The sequence below is a fragment of the Flammeovirga yaeyamensis genome, from assembly GCF_018736045.1.
Lineage (GTDB): Bacteria > Bacteroidota > Bacteroidia > Cytophagales > Flammeovirgaceae > Flammeovirga > Flammeovirga yaeyamensis.
Window position 1 is genome coordinate 4,763,113 of sequence record NZ_CP076132.1, and the last position, 23,846, is coordinate 4,786,958.

A 23,846-nucleotide genomic window follows, 5' to 3' on the forward strand; every position below is an offset into this window, starting at 1 on the left:
CTTGTCTTTCATCTCATACAATTGTCTCTAGGACACTTGCTAGTTAGCTAGTAATGTGTGTTTTGGTCAAATTTTGACATAAAAATCTCGATTGAAACCGTGTTCGCAACCGCTCCCGGAAAAGTTGTGACACCTATTTTTATGAATAATTCGGTTTTTTTTTAAATGAAAATGCTAAAGGATTTCAAAAGAAAAACCTTCTATTTTTTAATTCGTATGTGCTATTATATCTCTATCAAAAAATGAATTACTCTTAATCTATGATCGAAAAAATTAAAACCTTCTTTTCTTATGTAATTGGTGGATTAGAATTTCTGGAACCTATTTACTATTTGATACAAATTGTGAGTACAGCAGTCATGTGGATTGTTCAAGGTATTCTTTTTCTTGCTAGTTTGTTTTCTTAATCAGGTTATGGATATGAATCAGCAAAAAAAAATGCCACCCAAAATGGATGGCATTTATCTATAGCTATTATCAACCTTTATAAACTTTTTTGTAAGTCCGAATATAAAGTAGGTGATGACATCACATAATTACTTTTTGATATCTCCTTTTCCCACTTCTCTTTTAATTCTTTGTTTTCTTGTAATCGAGCATCGATACCCTTAAAGGTCGGGTTATCCTTCCACATAGGGTGTGCCTTCCAATTGCAATTAATATATGATATCGCTTTTACCGTTTTAGGATGATCATGAATGGTCTTGAAAAACGGAGTAAACCATTTGTTCCATGCCAATTGAGCATCTTCAGGATTATTGAAATCCATAGGTAATGTAAGATTATCAAACTTCATGTTTGGACCAGATACTGAGGCAGAAGCTTCTGCAATAAATACAGGTTTCCCTTTTTTCTTCGCAAATTCAATCATTTCTTGTTCTCTCCAACGCGCAAAGAAAGAGAACGAACACCAGTCTACATAATCGTCACCAGGGTACCATTCTTCTAGTTGATCCGGTGTAGAAACAAATCCAGTAGATTGCCACACAAAGGCAACATTCTCCACACCCATATCATCCATAATGTCCTTCACCCTACGGTAAGCTTTCAGATAGTTTTCTTTTTCGTAATGGTTCCAAGGGTGTCCATCAAACTCATATCCTATTCTCAGGAAAACAGGTCTTGGAGCTAAGGATTGTAAAAAAGAACCCAATTCTTTTATCATTTCATCATGTACTCCATTGGCTACTTTATCTTCATGTCCTACCATACCGAGGCCAATAGCCAAGCACATGTTTGCATAATCAGGATCGTTAAGTTGTAACGACATATTACTATCATTATCACCCCAATTATCTGTTGATGTTATTCCATCTAATCCTTTATGTACAAATCCAAAAGTGGTATCACCGGGAGTTAAAAATGAGTAAGCTGTAAACCCTGCCGGTCTTCTATCAAAATGATCCAAGTACCCATCATTGTATTTTTCTAGACCTCCTATGGCAGAAAGTTCTTGTCCAATAAAAACCAAAACCTTTCCATCTTCAGGTTCAAACTTGGCTCTTATTTTTTTAGAGGAGTTGATATTAGGTGGGCTCAATGAGGCCTCCTGTATATTATTTGATTTTTCTGATTGATCACATCCCATAATACCAATTAAGGAACAGACCAACCATCCTAAAACGATTCTATACATCTGTTTTCTTGTTTAGATTTTGGGTGACTAACCCATTCGTATTTCTATTTTTCATCATAGAAATTAGTCGATTCACTTCTTTCTCTTCGTTCATTCAAATTTGATGAATTTTTAATGTTTTATCGTTACTACAAATACTCTGATAGGTACTTCACCACTACGTCAAAACCCCTGTAGGACTCATAAAAAGAGAGTTTTATCAAACAATCCTACTACTTTGTGATGTGTTTTTTCATTTCGTTACTTCTTATTAATCATCAGCTCTTTTTCGATTCAATCAATTGATAAAGACAAAAAACATTAGAATTATTACTATGGAAATTAAACAACTTGCAGAGCAATTCTGGGCAAATGGATACGTGGTTATCGAAGATTATTTTTCTGAAGAAATGATGGATAGTCTGAACGATAAAATTATCCGTCATTTTGGTATGAATCCAGATTTTGAGCACAACGATGAGTTCTTAGATAAATCGGCAACAGAAGTGGTGCCTTGGTTCCCTGAAAGAGAAAATGAATTTGCTTTCCGCCCAATCAACGATGATCCTTTGATGCAAAACCTAACTAAAGAAATTCTTGGAGAGGAATGGAACGAATTGTATTGTATGATTATGTTTTCTAAAAAAGGAACCAAAGGACAAGCATGGCATCAAGACTGCCCACCAGAAAACAAATCACAATTTAATCTGAACCGCTTAGTGTATACTCATGATATTACTGATGAGATTGGGGGACAAACACTAGTGGTACCGGGAACACATAAACATGGTGAAATATCAGCCGGTATTCCTGATGAAGCGTTGGAGAATCAAATTGTCTTGACTCCTAAAAAAGGAACTGTTGTATTATTACACGGGCATTGCTGGCACAGAGTATTACCTATCAAAGGAACTTACAGGGTTTCTACCAATTTTAGAGCAATGCCAAAAGACACGCCGGAAGATATTACAGACATTGCAGTATATAGAAACATGAGATATAAATTCTCTACTTCTGAAGTAGTAGAAGAAAGAGTATAATTCTATTTCTTAATCTCTTTTCTTTCTTACTTCAAGGCTACTTCAACTACATGTAGTCCAATCAATAAGTGAGATTTTACAATTAATGTGAGTTATATTATATGATGTCTTGATACAAGCATCTCATTAATGTATCAACACAAACTTATGTTTCACTATTTTCTCTCTCCCACATCTAAGGCATTAGGTGTGGGATTATTAATTTAAAATAAATATGAAAAAAATATTCTTCTTTTTATGGATGATTTTATCGATAAAAGGATTCTCTCAACAGCAGAATAAAAGACTTGACATATTCTATAACGACGGTTTCTTTATCAAAGGAGCTGGAATTGATAACAATGGTCCTCAGTACTTTAAGGCGTTTGCTGATGCCGGTGGTAATGCCTTTAGAACTTGGAGAAGCAGTAATGCCAACTCAGAATTTGATTCAGCAAGAAAATATCAATTAAAAGTCGCTTTAGGTATAGAAGTAGGTCAAGAATTACATGGTTTTGACTACAATGATACAAAGGCAGTTAAACAACAGTTTAATTTAATCAAAGCTAAGATTGATAAATATAAAGATGAACCCCAATTATTATGCTGGGTAGTGGGGAACGAATTGAACTTATTATTTGATGAAAATGGTGGGCTAGGTAATGTAAACCCCAAAGTATATGATGCTTTAGAAGAAATTGTTCGATATATACATCAAGTAGATTCTATACACCCTGTTACTACTACCTTTGCAGGAATTATTCCTACTCACGTTAAAGTGGTATCAGAAAGGTGTCCTTCCTTAGATTTCTATTCTTTTCAAATTTATGGTGGGCTACAAACTCTTCCTCAAGACATAGAAAAATTATCATTAAATAAACCGTATATCATTTCTGAATATGGACCACTAGGACACTGGGAAAGGCCAAGTACCTCATGGAATAGAGAAATTGAGGAAACTAGTAAAGAAAAATCTGAAGGGCTGACACAACGTATTCAATCAGGGTTTATTGAGAACACTAATCCTTTGTTCCTTGGTGGTTTTGCCTTTCTATGGGGTCAAAAACAGGAAAGAACACCTACTTGGTATGGTATGTTTCTCCCCACCGGAGAATGTGATGCAAGAGTAGATGTGCTCACTGAGTATTGGTCGGGTAAAGTCCCTAATAACTATGCTCCTTTGGTGAGCACTATTACGCTAAATGACAAATCTGCTACAGATAACATTATCATAAAGGAGGCTGAAACATGTACCGCCAATATTGATGTTACCGATCCTGATAATGATCCTTTACTCTACAAATGGGAGTTATTAGGGGAGGTAAAAGAGAAAAGTGAAGGAGGAGCTTATGAAGCAAAGCCTAAAGTTTATCCTTTAGAAATACTTGCAGACAATGGGTCATCTATTACGTTTAAACTCCCTGATAATAACGGCGAATATAGACTCTTTGCCTACGTATTTGATGGTAATGGGAAAGTCGGAACGGCTAATATCCCTTTTATGGTTGATTTATCTAAAATAAAATAGAGGTTGAATCAAAATGACTCAACCTCTTGGATTTACAATAATGATAAATAAGTAAAATATGAGTTCGATAAAAATATTTTCAGCAAACTCATTTTTTCTATTGGTGGTTTATACTAATAATTTACTGTCCACTGATCATTTGATCTTTAATTTCTTCCGGTAATTGATCTATTTTCCAATCAAGTTTTTTTGATAATTTGAGTTGGGATTTTTCTGCTGTCGAATTTATTTCCAAAGTACCCAACCCTTCTAAAAGAGGATCGATAACGGTACGTAATTTTCTTTTTTCTTTTGGTGTTTCTATCAGTTGAACCAATGCATTTGCTAGAATTTGAGGTGAGGGCAAGAAGTCTTTATCTTCTCCTTTTTTCCCCCACACCTTTTCGGGAAGATCTTTTAAGTCTCCGTAAGTTGCTATTCTATCGGTATCATTCGGTCCAGTTTGTGTTTTTTCAAAACTGGTACTAAACCCTCCTGCCTCGACTAGTAATACATCAATTCCTAAAGGTTTAAGTTCATAATGATAACTTTCTGTCAGTCCTTCCAAGGCAAATTTTGTTGCTGTATAAATTCCTGAATATGGGAATACCACTCTGCCTTGAATACTAGAAATATTGATGATTGTTCCTTGATTTTTCTGTCGCATATGAGGTAGAATAGCTTTCATCATTCGTTGTATACCAAAGACATTTACATCAAACATTCTTTCTGTTTGAGACATGGTAAATGTTTCTGTCCAGCCTGTTCCTCCTACACCTGCATTATTGATGACCACATCAATATTGCCTACCAATTGCAAAGCATTTTTTACTGCCTCATCAATTGATAATTGATTGGTGACATCAAGAGGTAGAATAATTAGTTTACCTTTTGTTTGAGTAGCGAAAACGTTCAGTTCCTCCACTGCTTTTATCCCTTTCACTGCTCTCATTGTTGCAATTACTGTATCACCTTTTTTTAATAAAGCTTCTGCAGTAAATCGACCAATACCTTTGCTACAACCTGTTACTAGTACATTCATAAATTCTTGTAAATTTTAAAATCAAAAAAATAGCTTTGTCTTCAATTGTTGTCATTTCTAAAAGCCTATGATAGTTTTATTTATCATGTACCGTAACAGGTTGGCAAGGATTTAATTGCACACCATCACCTTCACACGACTCAAGTTTCCCTCGAAGTCTTCAACACTAAGTATATACAGTCCATTTGACGTTTGAATGTTGTTTATGTTTTGCAGAGGTGCTACAATTTCATTGATAATTCTACCAGATGTAGCCTCTAGCAGAGATATAGATTTAATTTCTTTGCAGTTATCTAAATACAGTTTTAAACCTCCAATTTCAGTATTGCAAACGTATCCCCATCTAAAATCTTCATCATTTACACTGGTAACCTGACCATCTTCTGAGGGAAAACAATTGTCTGTGATTTGGTCATAAGGATAGCCTACATTTTCAAAAAATTCATTTCCTCCGAAAATCCATTCCTCACCTTGTAACTCTGTGTCCCAATTCGTTTTTATGATATCATTTACTTGCAAGCGGGTATCGCCCCAACCTTCTCCTCTCCACATTGGTTGGCTGTCCCAATCTGTATTGATATAAGCCAATCCCTTAATAATTGAGTGGTTATCCATCAACTCAAATAATGGTTTAAACCAACTATTCCATGCTGTCGTTCCATTATCATTTTGTAAATCGTATCCTCTAGGAGTAGCTTCAGCAATCATTACAGGTTTATTCTTGATCACTGCATATCGAATTAGATCGTCTCCAGCATTTTTCTGAAAATAAGAAAAGCCCATCCAATCTACATACTCGTCTCCAGGGTAATAATTTTGCATAAATGCCACTGAATGTACCCCATCCGATTGCCAAACAAAATCACAGTTGGCTACTGCCTCTTCGTCAAAAATATCTACAATTTTTCTCCACATTGATTTAAAATATGTGGAGTTATAATGATTGTGATCTCCATCAAATTCATATCCTATTCTTAAATAAACAGGACGGTTTGTTTCTTTAATCCAATTGGCTAATTTCCTTATTTGTTCATCATGGTCTCCATCGCTGATTCTCTTTTCTTGATCGACTAAGTACAAACCAATCACTAAAGCTGTTTGATTAAAATCTGAAGATTCAATATATACCTTTGCAGATACATCACCAGCTCCATAATTTACAGTACTATATAATCCTCCTAAAGTTGGTAGAGAAGTATAAGTTGTTATTCCTGCTGGTAAATCAGCAAATGAATCGACATAACCCGAAGAATATCTATCCAATCCACCTACAGCCCCTAAATCCTGACCTAAAATTAAAAGTCTTTTTCCATCTATTGGAGCAAATTTCGCTTGCCCCGATAAGCAGGAATTTCTTGTTTGTCCGTTAGAAAACGAAGCGATTAACAAGAGTGAAAAAAATATTTTTATGCATCTCATATTTCACTATTTGTAAAAATATCCCCCTTTAAAATAAAGGGGGATAACTTATCTGATCTGATAATTAACTGATTAGTTTACTGTTTCAACTAATTCAAAGTCTTTGATATAGAAAGTACCTGATTGTTTATGACCTTCTCCACCAATTTGGATAATAATCTTATCATATGTATCTGAAGTAGCAGCATCATCCCATACTACTTCACCACTATCTCTATTTAAGACTTCATGCCCTGAGTAGTTAAATTCTACTTCAACCCATTGATCACGAAGATCTGAAGATACACGAATAGCTGCTTCAGTCTGCCAAGCATTTCCGCCCATTTTTGTATCATACAATTTCAAGTTTACCATAGCATTTAAACTTCCGTCGGTATCTTTCCAAGTTTCAGCAGTTTCATCTATTGTATCATAATCGTTTGTAGATGGGAAGTACACTTTTAATTTGAATGTATTATTTGTTGATAAATCCATTCTATGATTCAATGTCACTTGAACATCATCTACAGTTCCGTTTTTAGTATATGATAATACTTGTGTTGATGCATCAGTTGGATCTTCTACGAAAGAAGTTACGATATCAGCTTCATTGATAAATTCTAATGTTTCATCACCTACTGCTGCATCCATAGTTCCATTGAAAGAAGCTGAAATTGATCTATATTCTAAATCTTTAATTATTTCTTCTGGTGCTTCCTCTACAACATCCTCTTGTACAAATCTTAAGTATCTATAGTTTTTACCATCTCCATCATTAAAGTTAAGTACATTAAGGTATCTAACATATAATTCTGTTTCTGTTAACGCTACAATCTCATACTTTGAAGCAGGTGCACCATCTACTAATTGGTAGTATGACATATAACCACCACCATTTAATGATAAGTACATTTTACCTTCTTCCTCAGTTACAGAGAAACCATATTCGCTTTCACCAGAATAAGTTGTTTGGAAATCTACAAATGGATCAGCTTCAGTATCAACTTGCCAGTTATTAATTTGGTGAGTTGCTGAAACACCCATTACGTTTGGAATTAAAGAGAAAGTAAAACGAGAAGCCATTGATTCTGTCATTGTAAAACCTTCACCATTATTACCATTCCAGTGATCATACTCTGATTGCCACCAAATTGCTTCCTCTCCATCTGCAGGACCTACACCATGCGAACCATAAGCATTAGATAACCTCCATACTTTACCTTCACTATCACAACCACCTGTTAGCAATTGGTAGTATTCGTCATTACAAATAGCAGAAACATCAATAGTGGTGACAGTTACATTAGTTTTGATTTGGACTGCATCATTATCACCTGTTAATGTTACCTTTACTTCAAAGTCTCCTGTTTCTAGGTAATTATGAGTAATAGATGACTCAGTTGTAGTTTCAGATGTATTATCACCAAATTCAAACTTGAATGAGTTCACATTTTGAGCATCTTCAACTGTAAAAGTTACTTCATAATCAGATCCCTCTGTTTGCGTAAATGTTAATGTTCCAGAAGGAGTTGTCGGACCACCTCCTGAAGAAGGATCATCAATTTTATCTTCCTCAGAACATGCACCAATAAACATTGCAGTCAAGCCTATCAAAAGCCATTTGATAAAGTTTAAATTTTTCATTTCAATTCAAATTTTTAAATGAATATTGTGAGCAAAATTGCTCTTTTTAAAAAGTTTGGGCAGTACGATGCCAGCATGGTAAAAAATTACCAAACGAACGAAAGAAGTATTTTATAGTAATCCCGTCAGCTCAAGATATTTTTACTTATGAGCTAACGGATATAATATACTAGTTACTTGGATTGCCTGTGATCAATCCGTCAGTTAGATCAATTTCAGATTGTGGAATAGGGAATTTTTCGTGTACCCCTTGAACAAAACCTTCACTGACTAATTCAGCTGTAATTTGTCCTGTTCTTACTTGATCGAAGAAGCGGTGTCCTTCCATTGCCAACTCTAATCGACGTTCTTTGAAAACATCATCTAAAGTAGGCGATGCAATTGGTGCAAGATTCACTCTTGCTCTCACCTGATTTAAATAATCTGCAGCTCCTCCTTTACCAGTACGTATGGCTAATTCAGAAGCAAACAATAATAAATCAGCGTATCTAAACATTCTATAGTTAGAATGACCATTGTAACGGTTATCACCAAAGTCTGTTGTTAACTCTCTTTGAGGAAGGAAATACTTTTGAGGAGCAAACCCTGTGGTATTGTACCAATCACTATTTGTGTCTCCAGGTTGAGCTACACGAATTGTACCTTCACCAGGATACACTTCTTCACCATCATAGATGATTGTCTGCTCTCTTCGGATATCATCACCAGCATCTCTAAATGCTTTTTCTAAAGCAACGGTTGGTAAGTTAAAGCCCCAACCTTCTCCAATTGATGCAGGGTTGCCTGAGTTACCACCTGCTCTTGGAGATTGCATCATATTCTCTCCAGCACCTTCTCCTTGAGTAGACCAGTTATTGAAATTAGATGGTTCGAATTGCACTTCGAAAATAGATTCTTTTCCATTTTCTTCCTCTAAACGCCAAATATTAGCGTAATCATCTAGTAAAGCATACTGTCCACTTTCTATTACATTCTTGGCATAAGTATATGCTTCTTCATAAGTGGACTCATCGTTTGAGTATAAAGCTGCTTTTGCAAAATAAGAATACGCCATTCCCGAAGTTGCTCTCCCTAAGTACTCCGCATCGTATTGATCTTTTGTCTTTAATAAAGCTCCTGCTGCTTTAAAATCATTCAAAATCAGCTCATACAATTCTGCTTCTGATGATCTAGGTGTCGAATTAAGGTTCTCATAATCTTCTAAAGATGTGAACATTGGAACACCTCCATACATTTTTACTAACTGAAAATAATGCCATCCTCTTAAGAATAAACCCTCACCTTTTACTTGATTATAGGTATTCTCATCTACAGAAGCCTTGGCTACTTCTACGTTAGATAAAACTGTATTTGCTCTAAATACTCCTGCAAAATGTCTTTTCCATACAGACTCAAACAAAGGTTCTGATGCATTCCATTGAAATTTCTGCACCATAGTCATATAATCTAAATCTGTTTCTGATAAGCCACCTTTATCAGCATCATCCGAAGCAATATCTCCAAAAATGAAATAGTTGTAGAATTGTGTTCCTTCAAACCTCCATTGCATTGGGTCGTACCCTGCAATTACCATTAATTCTAGATTCTCCGGGTCAGAAACAAATGTTTCTGTAGTTTCTCTTGCCAAAGGCTCACGGTCTAAGAAGTTAGAACAAGCTGAACCTGCCAACAACAGTGATGAAGAGATGACTATTTTATATATATTTTTCATATCAAATTCTTATTAGAAGCTAATGTTTACACCTGCAGTATATACTCTTGGTACCGGATAATTTCCTCTATCAATACTGAAATCAATGGCACTTTGTGCAGTAGATAAGTTCTGTCCAATTTCTGGATCAAATCCTGTGTACTTAGTAAGTGTCACTAAGTTTTGTCCTGCTACATAAACTCTAAACCTCTTCACTCCTATTTTATTCGTGATAGTACTAGGTATAGTATAACCTAACTGTAGGTTTCTTAATCTTAAGAAGTCTCCATCTTCTACATAATAATCAGAGTATAATTTATTATTTGCTGTACCTGTTACTCTTGGATGCTCATTAGTAGAACCTGGCTTTGTCCATCTGTTCTCCATAGTCAAAGACATATAGTTGGTATTTGGAGCATTTAAGTTGTACTTGATACCGTTGAAGATTTTATGACCTCCCATTCCTTGAAGGAAGATAATTAAATCAAATCCTTTGTAGCTAAGGTTAGTTGTTAAACCAAAAGTGTATACTGGGATAGTATTTCCTAAAACTTTTCTATCGTTTGGAGTGATCTTACCGTCTCCATCCAAATCTTTATATCTCAGGTCACCAGCAGATACAGAGCTGTTTAATACAGCATCATCAGCTGTTGGGTCCGATTGATAAACACCGTCAGTTTCATATCCGTAGATAGATCCAATTGATTCTCCTTCTTGAGTAATCAAGACGTCTTTACCGAAAAATGGAGCTGTATAGAATGGTGTTTTAGCACCTGTACTTAATACTTCATTTTTATTATATGAGAAGTTACCTGTGATACTGTAACCAAATCCACTTTTAGTTTCATCAGCCCATCCTAACACCAACTCAATACCTGAATTTTGAACTGAAGCACCATTTGACCAAGGGTTTTGAGTAAATCCAGAAGACCCTAAAATATCTGCTTGGAAAAGCATATCCAATGTCTTTTTCTGGTATAAATCAACTGAAGTAGATAATCTATTTCTTAGGAATGCAGCATCTAAACCTATATTTAGCTGTTCAGAAGTTTCCCAAACCAAATTTGTTGTAGGACCTGTTGTTAAAGACGCACCGTCCATAATTGCTCCTGTTCCTGAAGGGTATCTTAGTCCGTTGGTTACTGTAGAGATTGTAGGATAAAAACCAAGGTTGTTTGGCATTTTATCGTTAGCTACTTGTCCCCAACCACCTCTTAATTTTAGGTCCTTCACAAAATCAACTCCACTCATAAAACCTTCGTTTGAAATCTTCCAAGCCAGGGCAAATGAAGGGAATGTTCCCCAACGGTTTTTCTCTGCCAATCTTGATGTACCATCTCTACGGAAAGTGGCCGTAACCAAGTAACGGTCATCATAACTGTACATTGCTCTACCTAAGAACGACATAATTCCTGCGTCTTGAGCAAAGTTTCTTGGTGCTGTATCCGTTTCTTGATCGACACCAGCATCAAGGAATCTTAAGTACTCTTGATTAGACAAACCACCTTTACCACCATTGAAGAACTCATGATACTCGTTGTAAAGAGAGAAACCTCCTAGTACAGTCAAGTCATGTTTATTGTTCCAATTTCTTTTGAAAGTCACTGTATTGTCCCAAGTGTATGTAAAGTGTTTTTCTTGGCTAATAAATAAGTTACCCGAAGTTCTTGATAATTTTAAGTTGTTAGCATCATCGAACTTAGGATTGAAAACTTTTCTCTCTAAGTACACTCTATCAAAACCAAACATCGACTTAAATGTCAAACCTTTAATTGGCTCCAACTCTGCAAATACATTCGCCATGTATCTATCCACTCCAATATTATCGTTGTTCAGATCTAAACGTCCAACAGGGTTGGTAAATTGATCTGAAATCTGTGAAGCACCGTATACTTTTCCTTCGTCATTTTCTTGAGCATAAACGGGCGCCATAGGATCCATTGCCAACATGTGCATAATTGGATCTTCGTACTCATTATTTTGAGGGATAACTTCTTGGCTTGAATTCGTAATCACAATGTTTGATCCTAAAGCTAGGAAATCAGTTACTTGAGATTTTACATTTAATCTTCCAGAGATACGCTTATAACCTGATGGAGCAATAATACCTTTCTGATCGAAGTAGTTCAAACTCATTAGGTATTGAGATTTTGCATTACCACCGCTTGCAGTAAATTGATAATTCTGTACTGAAGCTTCAGATGGCTTACTAAATACCTCATCTTGCCAATTTGTTCCTGGAGATTTCTTTAACTCTTGTAATTCATCGAAAGAAAACTTTTCTGGAAGACCATCATTAATTCTAGCTTCATTAATTAAGAATGCCAGCTCATATTGATTTGTCAAAGGAATTTTATTCGCTACTTGCTGAACACCAGCATAAGCATCAAAAGAAACATTCATATGTCCTTCCTTACCTTTTTTGGTAGTAATAATAATTACCCCGTTGGCACCTCTAGAACCATAAATCGCTGTTGCAGATGCATCTTTTAATACATCCATTTTTTCAATATCATTCGGGTTCAGGAAAGAAATATTAGTCGTAAGAATTCCATCGACTACATACAAAGGAGACGCATCTCCAATAGTACCTTGACCACGAATAGTAATTGTTGAAGCAGAACCCGGAGAACCTGAACTTTGAGAAACAGTTACACCGGCAACTTTACCTTGCATAGCCATTTCCGCACTTGGTTCAACAGCAATAGCCAATGCCTCACTGTCAACTGATGCTACAGCACCTGTAACATCTTTTTTGTTTTGTGTACCGTAACCAATAACGACTACTTCTTCCATTTGTCTTACATCCTCTTGTAAAACAATATCTAAGCTAGTCTGATTAGTTACTTCAATAATTTGGTCTTTATAACCAACAAAAGAGAATACAAGTACATCTCCACTTTTGGCTGAGATTTTAAATTTTCCATCAAAATCTGTGACTGTACCAATTGTCGTACCTTGTATTTTAATGTTTGCACCTGGGATAGGATTAACATCATCACTGACTGATCCCTTAATTATTTGATCTTGACCAAAAGATTGAAGAGAAAATAAGCTAAAAAATATTCCTAGAAGGAATGACTTTGTTAGTAGCCTGAATGACGTACCTAGTTGGTATTTGTAATTCATAGTATCATCCATTTTTTTAAAATTAAATCTTATAATAGTTGAATAAGATTGAACGACCGATTCGAAAAGCCGCTAGACATTTTAGACAAGTTTATTTCATTTCGTTGTTACAATGTTGCTGTTTTTAGGGTGAAAACTCAAAAAAACCACTACTTCACAGCTACGTCATACACCACTCAACACTACATCAGGTGTATTTAAGACACTTTTTTAGTTGATTTCTATCAAATACGCTATTTCTAAGATGTTTTTTTGATTTTACAAGATTAGCTAAGTCACAATAGAAAAATTATAGCAATTATATAGCGTTCATAATCATTGACGTAACTGTTTCAAACTCTTGAGATAATAAAAAAGTGAAGAGCAAAATTTAATAATTCTACTCTTCACTGTTCATCATTACTTCTTTTTTTACAATTATGGCAACTGTGATTTAAGCATCAGCTCCTTCTACCTTTTCCAACATATCGACTATCTCTTTATAATCAAAAAAATCAAAGTAAGCAGGGTGTTTTCCTCCCGATAAATCTTGACAAGTCATTCCAATAAATGCTCCAGTAAATGCAGGTCGATATCTACCTGTACCATCATCTTGAATATAATCATCGGATAATATTGATCCATCTAAACTTGGACCTATATCTACAAACTCCTCGCCATCCAAAGAAAAGCTATATTGAATAGCTGCACGATCAAAAATGACTTTTAAATAGAGTTCTTGATCTTTATTAAACACAAATTCCTCTACTTTCACTTCTTCCACTTTAAATGTATCCGCAGAGATTAATTTCAAAGTTTTGGTCTTTCCTCCATCATCTGTCGTGAGATACAGGTAATGAAAGTGGGTAGTATTGTAATAACATACCAAACCCGACATTTGCTGAAAGTTTTCTGGTGAAAATAATACTTTAGTAACTACTTCAACATAGTGAGATTGTACCCTATGAGCCAACATACTTTGTTCATGGAATGATGACAGTGATGCTCTACCCAATAATTGAAGTTGTCCATTTTCAATATTCATCCATTGATCGCTAAATGGCTCTCTTAAGGAAGCAAAATGCGGAGAAAGAGCATTTGATGAAAAATCGAAATGAGAAGACACTTCTTCAAAAGGACAATGTAAACCAATTCCTTCTACTTCAGTTCTTGGAGCTTTATCCCCCGAATACGACCTCGGCCACTCTCCTTTTTTCCAAACTATTTTTTCTATTGATGTTTCTCTACCTAAAGTACATCTCCCTCTTTCGGTTAAAGGTCTGCCCGTTAAGAAAACAGCATACCAATCCCCTTCTTTTGTTTGTACAAAATCTCCATGCCCTGCCTTTTGTAAAGTATTTTTTCGAGAATCTTTACTTGTAAACACAGGATTATTTGGAGCGGTCTCATAAGGACCCAAAATATTTTTTGATCTTGCAATACTTACTGCGTGATTGTATTCAGTACCTCCTTCTGCCGTTATCAAATAGTAAAAGTCGTCTTTTTTAATAATATGAGGACCTTCGGTTAAACCAATATCAGATCCTGCATATATATCATACATTTCACCAATCAAACATTTTTTCTGATGATCGTATTCTTGCAAAACAATCCCACCAAATAGTTTTCCTCCTCTGTGATCAACACGTAAACTGACAAAATATTTTTTACCATCATCATCGTGATACAATGAACCATCAAAACCACAAGAAGATAAATAAGTAGGTTCAGACCATTCTCCAAAAATATCTTCAGTCGTGACTAAATAGTTGGGAGTATCTTTCCAAGGTCCATCAAAGTTTTTCACATTGGAATACACCAAATAAAATGTACCCTCATGGAAGGAAAGACAAGGAGCCCAAACTCCACAAGAATCGGGCACCCCTCTTAAATCTAATTGGGACAACCTTTTTAAAGGATGCCCAATTAATTTCCAATGTTTTAAATCTTTGGAGTGATGGATTTGCACTCCAGGATACCACTCAAAAGTAGAGGTGGCAATAAAATAATCATCACCCACCCTAACAATGGATGGGTCAGGATTAAACCCTTTTAAAATTGGGTTTTGAATTTTGTTTGTCATTGTAGTAGTACTAATGTGCCAATGGCGTTATTTCATCCGAAACATCTCTTGGGTCACTAATGGTCTGACCGATCAATTCCGTTTCAATTTCTTCTAAAGATTTCCCTTTTGTTTCTCTCACGATAAAAATGGAGAACAATAAACAAGCTAACATGCCAATACCGAAAATCATAAATGTATTGGCTGCACCTAGGTATTCTAATTCCATAGGAAATAAGGTTGCTACCGTAAAACTTGTCGCAGAGTTTACTCCACCAATTACAGAAATACCCAAGCCTCTCAAATGATTGGGTAGAATTTCGGGGAGCATTGCCCACATAACTGGGCCTAATGAAATTGAGAAACCAGCGATAAACCCTAGAATTCCCACCAACACCATCAAGGCATTAATATGAATACTTGTATTTAAAATTCTTGATTGATATTCTGATACGAATACTTTATTAATTGCTTTTTCAAAGGCTAATCGATAATCCACACCTTTTAAAAGATCATTTTTAGCTTCTAAAAAGAAAGGTGCTTTTGGTGAATTTGGAACCACCTCTGTAGAATTTGCTAAAAACTCTGTAAGCATTTTCTCTTTGATAGCATCAAAGAAATAGACCTCTGAGTTAAATTCTGTACTCTTTAATGAGAACAAGGCATAATCTAAAGTTTTGATTTGACTAAGTTTTCCTACCAATGCATCCACCCCTTCAGATAACCTCAAAACCTCAGATTCATTTTTATTCAATACTAAATCCCCATCTATAAATTGATAATGATCGAAATCTACTTTTGCTAGACCTTTCGTCTTTATAGTTTCAGAAATAATTTGATGTGCCATTCCTTCTGTGAGGGCTTTACTTTCACTTTGGCTGATACTAAAAGTAGCATCAGAGAAAAAGTAACAAGTGATAAATAAAGACATACTCATAATGGCTGATCCTGCAATAAGTAATGGTTTACGTCCCACTCTGTCAATCATGAACATAGAGATGACCGTCATAACTACAAATACCAACCCTATGATAATGGATTGCATAAATGCAGCATCTTGTCCTTCTCCAGTCATTTCAAAAATCATTGGAGCGTAATACAGAATCGCATTAATACCTGATACTTGTTGAAATACTGCTAAACCTAAACCAATAAATAAGACCAACTTCATCTTAGAAGAGAAGAGTTCTTTGCGTAAATTCTTTCCACTTTTATTGGGTGATTTTGTATTGATCGCTTTTGATATTTGAGCAAGTTCTTGTTGAGCATACTCATTACCTCCCACTTTTACTAGTACTTTTTCAGCTTCTTCCTTTTTGTCGTTTTGAATCAGCCATCTTGGGCTTTCTGGAATAATAATTAAAAGGAAGAGATATACTATTGCTGGAATTACTCCAACACCAAGCATCCATCGCCAATTAAGATTTGGATCTTCTACCATCTGAAGGATGTAGTAGTTAGAAAAATAAGCAATTGATAACCCTAGTACGATATTTAATTGATTAAAAGTGACCAACCACCCTCTGTGTTTTGGAGGTGCTATCTCTGATATATACATAGGAGCTACTAGAATTGCTATACCTACTCCTAGTCCTGCAATGAACTTACAGAAAATGAAGAAATAGATACTTGTAGCCAAAGCAGTACCTAAGGCTCCAACACAAAATAATAGAGACGTCAACAACAAGCTTTTCTTACGACCGTATTTATCGCTAATAAATCCCGCCATAAGGTTTCCTAAGAATCCTCCTAGAATAATCATACTTGTAGAAATACCGATAAGCAATGGCTGTTCTACAATATCAAATGTGTGCTTGTAAAAAGGTATGGCACCTGAATTTACTACTCCATCAAAACCAAGTAGAAAACCTCCGATCGCCACAATGGACGATACCATTATAGGATAGAGAATATTTTTATTTTTCATATCATTTATACTTTAATAACTGTAGTCTTCGCTCACCGAAGTGAGTAACAGAACTAAAAAAATACTATTACCAATAGTTCATATTCGATAATACATCATTCTATCCTACGAATGTGTTATAAATGATAGAGAAGTATAGCAATTTTGAAGCTGACGTAGTTTTGAAGTACCGTTTTAAAGCTCTGACGTAAACAATTTTCAATATTTTTAATGATATTGTAGAACTACTTTTTTTCTTAATTCAACACTAACTCTTGTATTGTTCACAGCTAGAACAAATAAAAAATCGCGTTTATGAAATGGAATTTATTACTACTCTTAATCATCACGACACTTACAAGTCAACTTTCATTTTCAACCAGCAAACAGTTAGGTATTCCTATCGTTAATCAGTTTTCTGCAACTGTTTATGGGGCTGGTTCGCAAAATTGGAGTATTACTCAGAATGAAGATGGGTTTATTTATATAGCCAACAACTTTGGGTTATTGGAATTTAATGGAGTGGATTGGAAGGTTCACACCATGAACAAAGGCAACAATAATTTACTTTCTGTTTTGGCTATAGGTGAAAAAATATTTGTAGGTGGGCAGCATGAGTTTGGATACTTTCAGCGTAATGAAAAGCATGAATTGAAGTACCACTCTTTACTACAATTTATTGATCAAGGAGATACTTTTGATGAAATATGGGACCTTTACAAAGGTAAAAACGACAAAGAAATTGTCTTCTGCTCCCATCGAAAGATATATAAATATGATGGTCAGAAAGTACAAAGCATTACTCCTCCAGAGAACATACATTATAGTTTTTATATCAATGACGACTTCCTATCAAGTAGTCCTTCTTTAGGTCTTTTAAGTTGGAACAACAAGAGAATTCTTCCACAGTATAAAGGAATCGACCTTCTCAAAGGGCACATGGTCAGATCGATCGTTAACTTCCCTAATGGACAACTAATAGCATTCAGTCATGATGGTGTTTTGCTCATCAATAAAGGAAAAGGTTTTGAGCCTTGGGCCACTTCCACTTGGAAAACTTTTGAAAGAGATAAGATCAACGATGCCGTGCTATTAAAAGACAATACGATTGCTGTAGGCACGCAAAACAATGGGGTATATATATTAGATGAAAACGGAGAGGTGAAGCTTCATATCAACAAAAAAAGCGGCTTATCTGATATGACGATCTATAATATCTTCCAAGATCATTCGGAAAACTTATGGATTGCTCATAGAAATGGCCTGTCCTATATCGAATTACATTCTCCATTCTCTCTGATCAATGAAAAGGTGGGCATCGAAGGAGGAGGCTATTCAGCTACCTATTTTAATAATTTACTTTATTTAGGGACATCAAATGGTGTATTCCAATACGATCCAAAAGGAAAGTTTAAAGAGCCTTTTTATCAACAGATAAATATAGGACACACCTATAATCTTACGGTATTAAATAATCAGCTTTTTCAAGGACAGCATGAAGGGTTTTATGCATTAAAAGGAAATCATAATCAACTGATTTCTTCTCATAAAGGAGCTTGGAATGTGGTTTATATCCCTACTGAGGATGCTTATATTCAAGGGTCTTATGATGGCGTTTATATTCATCGATTACACAATAATCAATGGGCTTCTCAAAAGCTAGAAGGATTTGATGAATCATCACGATTGATTCAATTGGATGATGAAAATAACATTTGGATGAGTCATGGCTTTAAAGGGGTCTATAAATTAAAAGTGGATTTTGACCGTAATGAAATATCTAAGGTTGATTTCTATGGAAAGGAAAAAGGCTTTTACACCAATGTGTTGATCAATTTATTTAAAGTAAACGATGAGTTGGTTTTCTGTGGAGAGAACGGGGTATTTATATACAATGCAGAGAAAGATGTATTTGAACCTCATTCGCTGTACAATAAACTTTTAGGGAAAGAAAGGATCTCAAGTTTAGTAAACGATCAAGAAGGAAATGTTTATTTTATACAAAAGAACAAGGTAGGATTATTACATGATCCTAAATCGAAGAATCCTTATGTTGAAAGGCAGCTTTTTGAACGAATCAACAAGTATATATCAGATGATTTGGAAAGTATAATCGTTATTGATCATTCGAATGTATTAATTACTGCCAAGGAAGGATTTATACGATTTAACCCGCGTTTCAAGCAAGTGGTACATAATCAAATACCGTTAAGTGTGACTAGTTTCTCTAGTAGTAATGGTATAGATTTAATCAATGAGTCTTCTCTTTCTGATATGAAACATCAGATTGCTTACAACTTTAATGATGTCAGCTTCTCCTATGCTTGTCCGTTCTTTGATGGTCTTGAATACAATACTTATCAGACATTTTTAGATGGTTTCGATAAACTACCAAAGGATTGGTCTACTACTTCTACTATCACTTATACCAACTTAAAAGAAGGTGATTATACCTTTAAGGTGATGGCCAAAAATATCTATGGAGAAATAAGTACTGTTCAGGAAGTTCATTTTAGTATTCTGCCTCCATGGTATCGATCTACTCTCGCTTATTTTATTTATCTGCTATCGTCTTGTTTAATTATTTATTTGGTGACAAGAATTTCGAAAATTAGATATAGTAAAAAATGGTTAAGTATCGTTGGTCAAAAAGAACAGCAAATTGTAGATCAGGACGGCACAATTAAGCAATTGATACACGAGAAACATCATCAAGAGATTGATTTTAAGAATAAGGAATTGGCCTTGTCTGCTTTTCACTTATCACAAAGAAATGCTTTACTGACGTCTATCAAAGCGGATCTTATCAAGGTATCTACTGCGACTAATGATGTAAAAACCTCTAAAGAAATTCATCAATTAGCTACAAGAATCAACAAAGAAATTGATGATGAAAAAGATTGGGCTAGATTTAAAGATCACTTCAACTTAATTCATTCTGACTTCTTCGAATATTTTAAAGAGCATTATCCGGAGTTAACGACTCAGGAATTAAAGATCTGTGCTTATATCAAGATGAATATGTCGACAAAAGATATTGCCAATGCTTTAAACTTGTCAGTTAGAGGAATTGAGACTTCTAGATATCGATTAAGAAAGAAGTTGAATCTGGAAAAGGGAGAAAACTTACTGGATTTTATTGCTCAAGTAGAGACTAGTTTAGAAAGCACTAATTAGAAAATAATTTAGTGATAAAGAAAAAGGTCACTTTCCTTGCGGAGAGTGACCTTTCTGTTAGTTCCGAGACTCTTATTAAAATAGGTGAAAATGAGTCTACTCTTTTATTATTACGCTTATGCAATTAAGCATTAGCGATTTCTTCTTTCAATTTACCCAATGAAGCTTTCGCATCACCGAATAACATTTTTGTTCTATCGCCGAAGAACAATGGGTTTTGAACACCCGCATAACCTGTACTCATACCACGTTTGAATACTACTACGTTTTTAGCAGTTTCAACGTCTAAGATAGGCATACCGTAGATTGGCGATGAGCTATCATCTTTAGCAGATGGGTTCACTACGTCGTTTGCACCAATTACAAGTACAACGTCTGTAGAAGGGAAGCTATCGTTTGCTGGCTCAAGTTCTAACAATTTCTCGTAAGATACATCTGATTCAGCCAATAGTACGTTCATGTGACCTGGCATACGACCCGCTACTGGGTGGATAGCATATTTCACTTCAACGCCCTCTGCTTCTAAAACAGTTTCGATTTCGTGGCAAATATGTTGTGCTTGAGCTACTGCAAGACCATAACCTGGTACGATACAAACTCTGTCAGCATACTTTAATTGGATAGCCAAATCAGAAACGTTTACTTCTTTCACGATTTCTTCACGACCAGATCCAGATCCTCCACCTGAAGCACCTAAGTTACCTACTAGTACATTTACTAGAGAACGGTTCATTGCTTCACACATCATTACTGTTAAGATAATACCAGAAGCACCTACAAGGATACCACCGATAATCATAATGTTGTTAGAGTAGATAAGACCAGCACCTGTTGCACCGATACCTGTTACTGAGTTTAGTAATGAAATTACTACTGGCATATCACCACCACCGATAGGTGTTACGAAAGCGATACCGTAGAATAACGAAAGACCCAATAAAGCATATACTAAAGGCATGTTTAATTCAGGTTGAGTCATGATCAATCCTGAAAGAACGATAATACCTAATAATGAAGCAAGGTTGATAATTTGTGGAGCTGGTAAAGAGAAGTTGTCTCTTAATGAACCATTCAATTTACCGTAAGCTACTAAAGAACCTGTTAATGAAACAGCTCCAACGAACATCGCGAAGATGTTTGTGAATACTGCACCGCTCATCATTTCCGTTCCTGCAGGAAGGTTATTGAATTCTGCGATACCAATTAACATGGCACAAGCACCACCTAAACCGTTGAATAAAGATACCATCTCTGGCATTTTAGTCATCGCTACTTTCTTTGCAGATACTAAACCAATAGAACCACCTACTAGCATACCACCAAGAATCCAGATGTAGTTATTATCACCTGCTTTTTGTGGTGCTACCAAAGAAATTACGATAGCCATACCCATACCTAAAGCCGCTACTAAGTTACCTCTACGTGCTGACTCAGGATGAGATAGTCCTTTAAGACCTATAATAAATACGACAATACTTACTAAGTAGAAAAAGTCGACAATATTTGTATAATCCATTGTTGTAAAATTTCAGATTTATAGAGTTTAACTTAAGCTTTACGTTCTTTCTTTTTGAACATATCCAACATTCTGTTGGTTACCGCAAAACCACCTACTACGTTGATCATTGCAAGTGCGATACCGATAAAACCTAACGATAATGTTAAGTAGTCATCTGCATTAGCCTTACGAATAAGGATAATTGCACCAATTACAACGACACCTGAAATTGCGTTTGCACCAGACATTAAAGGCGTGTGCAAAACTGTTGGTACTTTACCAATAATCTCCATTCCTAAGAACGAAGCCAATACTAACAACGATAGCATAGCTAACGTGTTATCATCAAGAAATTGTATGATTTGTTCCATTGTTGTCTTCTAATTTGTTTGTTCAGTAGAAATTAAGCTTCTGCTTGTTCAGCAGCTTCTTCAACTTGTGGAGCTGGTACTAAAGCTTTTTGCTTTTCTTCGTTACCATAAACCACTTCGCCATTGTAAACGATACAGCTTTGAAGGATAATTTCATCAGAGAAATCAAAGTTTAATCCTTCAGCAGTCAACATCAACTTCAAGTAGTTTTGGATGTTTTTGCTGTAAAGTACTGAAGCTTGTTCGCTAATATCAGCAGCTAAGTTAGAGTTACCAATAATAGTTACTCCATGCTTTTTCACTACTTTCTCATCTTCTGTCAATGCACAGTTACCACCAGTTGATGATGCCAAATCGACAATAACAGAACCCGGCTTCATTGTTTTCACTGCTTCCTCAGTTACTAGTGTAGGAGCAGGACGACCTCTTAATTGTGCAGTTGTAATTACAACATCTGCTTTCTCAATTTTTTGAGCGATCAATTCAGCCTGACGTTTTTTGTATTCTTCTGTTTGCTCTACTGCGTAACCACCAGCGTTAGTATCGTCAGTAGCACCTTCAACTTCTACGAATTTAGCACCTAATGATTGTACCTCCTCTTTAGCAGCTGCTCTTGTATCGAATGCTTCTACTTGAGCACCCAATCTTTTTGCAGTTGCAATTGCTTGAAGACCTGCTACACCAGCACCCATGATCAATACTTTTGATGGAGGTACAGTACCTGCAGCTGTAGAAAGCATAGGCATGTAACGTGGAAGGTAATCCGTTGCTTTTAATACCGCTTTATAACCAGAAATTGAAGCCATCGATGACAAGATATCCATCGACTGAGCAATAGTTGTTCTAGGAATCATATCAAAACTAAATGCTGAGATACCTTTTTTGGCATATCTCTCACAAATAGAAGCATCCTGGAATGGTTGGTAAGAAGAGAACAAGAATGTTCCTTCTTGAAGAAGATCTACATCTCCTTCTTCTAGAGGTGAAATTGTAATCAAAACATTAGCTGATTTCAAAATCTCTTCTCTAGATTTTTCTTCAGCACCGATAGAAGTATATACACTATCATCAAAGTAGGCACTTTCTCCGGCACCCTTTTCAAAACACACTTTATGACCTTCAGATATGAACTTATTCGCTAAATCTGGCGTAATCGCAACACGAAGATCATTTTCTCTTAAAATTCCAAATAGCATACCAATGCGATTTTAAATAGTATTATTCTAATAGAGCAGGGCACCCTACCCTACTAATAAATTGTTAGTTTGTCTGAGTGTGAATTCAAATAACGGTTGTTGTAGAATTCATTAGTTTAGCAAATATACAATAAAATAATGTGTTTTTTAAAACTATTTAAATTTAATAGCATGATTATTATAAAAGTTTCAAAATTACACTTATTCTTGATACAATTTTCCAACCTTTGAAAATACAACTTTAACACATATAACAATTCGTTATAAATAACACAAGTGGTGTTTATGTAGTTTGATATTTCACTCAATAAAAGTTAAGTGATTGATAAAAAAGGGAATGTAGTTTATTATTGTAATTCATTAACAAAATATCAACTATCAATGATTTACCAATAAAATCTTAGAATAATACAATTTAATTGATATTAACTAGTATATTCATAAGAAAAATTAGTTGAAAAATATTTTTTAGATTTTGATTTAAATAATTGATTCTCTTGTATTCAGCACCAATTTATTACTTGTTCTTTGCGGTTTTGAATGAATATGTGACATCATCAAATATTAGCATAAAAAAAGAGTGATGTTTATATTTTACAAATTTCTATAAACA

15 protein-coding genes are annotated in these 23,846 nt (G+C 35.2%); 4 read left to right on the forward strand and 11 right to left on the reverse strand.

What is annotated here, in order from left to right; translation table 11 throughout:
- Positions 1-260: 260 nt before the first annotated feature.
- Positions 261-407 (forward strand): hypothetical protein, encoded by a 147-nt coding sequence (locus tag KMW28_RS19045; RefSeq protein WP_169666040.1) that lies wholly within the window; start codon positions 261-263, stop codon positions 405-407.
- Between the two features lie 77 nt (positions 408-484).
- On the opposite strand, the gene KMW28_RS19050 is transcribed toward KMW28_RS19045, so the two are convergent.
- On the reverse strand, positions 485-1,636 hold the full coding sequence (locus tag KMW28_RS19050; protein ID WP_205958223.1) for a glycoside hydrolase family 26 protein: 1,152 nt from the start codon (positions 1,634-1,636) through the stop codon (positions 485-487).
- 314 nt (positions 1,637-1,950) lie between these two features.
- On the opposite strand from KMW28_RS19050, the gene KMW28_RS19055 reads away from it, so the two are divergent.
- Both KMW28_RS19055 and KMW28_RS19060 read left to right on the forward strand, forming a co-directional pair.
- Positions 1,951-2,655: a phytanoyl-CoA dioxygenase family protein gene (locus KMW28_RS19055; RefSeq protein WP_169666038.1), complete on the forward strand. Its 705-nt coding sequence runs from the start codon at positions 1,951-1,953 to the stop codon at positions 2,653-2,655.
- A 214-nt stretch (positions 2,656-2,869) separates the two neighbouring features.
- Positions 2,870-4,162, forward strand: coding sequence for a glycoside hydrolase 5 family protein (locus KMW28_RS19060; protein WP_169666036.1), 1,293 nt, complete (start codon positions 2,870-2,872; stop codon positions 4,160-4,162).
- Between the two features lie 121 nt (positions 4,163-4,283).
- On the opposite strand, the gene KMW28_RS19065 is transcribed toward KMW28_RS19060, so the two are convergent.
- The 7 genes from KMW28_RS19065 to KMW28_RS19095 form a co-directional block, all read right to left on the reverse strand.
- A complete protein-coding gene (locus KMW28_RS19065; protein WP_169666034.1) occupies positions 4,284-5,183 on the reverse strand; it encodes an SDR family oxidoreductase in 900 nt (299 codons plus the stop codon).
- 111 nt (positions 5,184-5,294) lie between these two features.
- Positions 5,295-6,572, reverse strand: a complete 1,278-nt coding sequence (locus KMW28_RS19070) for a glycosyl hydrolase (protein WP_169666032.1) — start codon at positions 6,570-6,572, stop codon at positions 5,295-5,297.
- A gap of 102 nt (positions 6,573-6,674) precedes the next feature.
- Positions 6,675-8,225, reverse strand: a complete 1,551-nt coding sequence (locus KMW28_RS19075; RefSeq protein ID WP_169666030.1) for a PKD domain-containing protein — start codon at positions 8,223-8,225, stop codon at positions 6,675-6,677.
- 169 nt (positions 8,226-8,394) lie between these two features.
- Entirely contained in the window at positions 8,395-9,936 is a 1,542-nt protein-coding gene (locus KMW28_RS19080; protein ID WP_169666027.1) for a RagB/SusD family nutrient uptake outer membrane protein, read from the reverse strand.
- Positions 9,937-9,948: 12 nt separating this feature from the next.
- Complete coding sequence (locus KMW28_RS19085) at positions 9,949-13,044, reverse strand: SusC/RagA family TonB-linked outer membrane protein (RefSeq protein WP_169666025.1); 3,096 nt, start codon at positions 13,042-13,044, stop codon at positions 9,949-9,951.
- A gap of 433 nt (positions 13,045-13,477) precedes the next feature.
- Complete coding sequence (locus tag KMW28_RS19090; protein WP_169666023.1) at positions 13,478-15,106, reverse strand: glycoside hydrolase family 43 protein; 1,629 nt, start codon at positions 15,104-15,106, stop codon at positions 13,478-13,480.
- Between the two features lie 10 nt (positions 15,107-15,116).
- On the reverse strand, positions 15,117-17,012 hold the full coding sequence (locus KMW28_RS19095; protein ID WP_169666021.1) for a sugar porter family MFS transporter: 1,896 nt from the start codon (positions 17,010-17,012) through the stop codon (positions 15,117-15,119).
- Positions 17,013-17,306: 294 nt separating this feature from the next.
- Here KMW28_RS19095 and KMW28_RS19100 point away from each other — a divergent pair, with 294 nt between their 5' ends.
- The gene (locus KMW28_RS19100; protein WP_169666019.1) at positions 17,307-20,168 is read left to right on the forward strand and encodes a triple tyrosine motif-containing protein; all 2,862 of its coding nucleotides are present in this window, start codon (positions 17,307-17,309) and stop codon (positions 20,166-20,168) included.
- Positions 20,169-20,292: 124 nt separating this feature from the next.
- Here KMW28_RS19100 and KMW28_RS19105 read toward each other — a convergent pair whose 3' ends face one another.
- From KMW28_RS19105 to KMW28_RS19115, 3 genes are read right to left on the reverse strand one after another with little or no spacing between them, the layout of a single operon-like run.
- Positions 20,293-21,684 (reverse strand): NAD(P)(+) transhydrogenase (Re/Si-specific) subunit beta, encoded by a 1,392-nt coding sequence (locus tag KMW28_RS19105; protein ID WP_169666017.1) that lies wholly within the window; start codon positions 21,682-21,684, stop codon positions 20,293-20,295.
- 32 nt (positions 21,685-21,716) lie between these two features.
- Positions 21,717-22,037, reverse strand: a complete 321-nt coding sequence (locus KMW28_RS19110) for an NAD(P) transhydrogenase subunit alpha (RefSeq protein ID WP_066211852.1) — start codon at positions 22,035-22,037, stop codon at positions 21,717-21,719.
- A gap of 32 nt (positions 22,038-22,069) precedes the next feature.
- On the reverse strand, positions 22,070-23,233 hold the full coding sequence (locus KMW28_RS19115; protein WP_066211850.1) for an NAD(P) transhydrogenase subunit alpha: 1,164 nt from the start codon (positions 23,231-23,233) through the stop codon (positions 22,070-22,072).
- Positions 23,234-23,846: the final 613 nt, after the last annotated feature.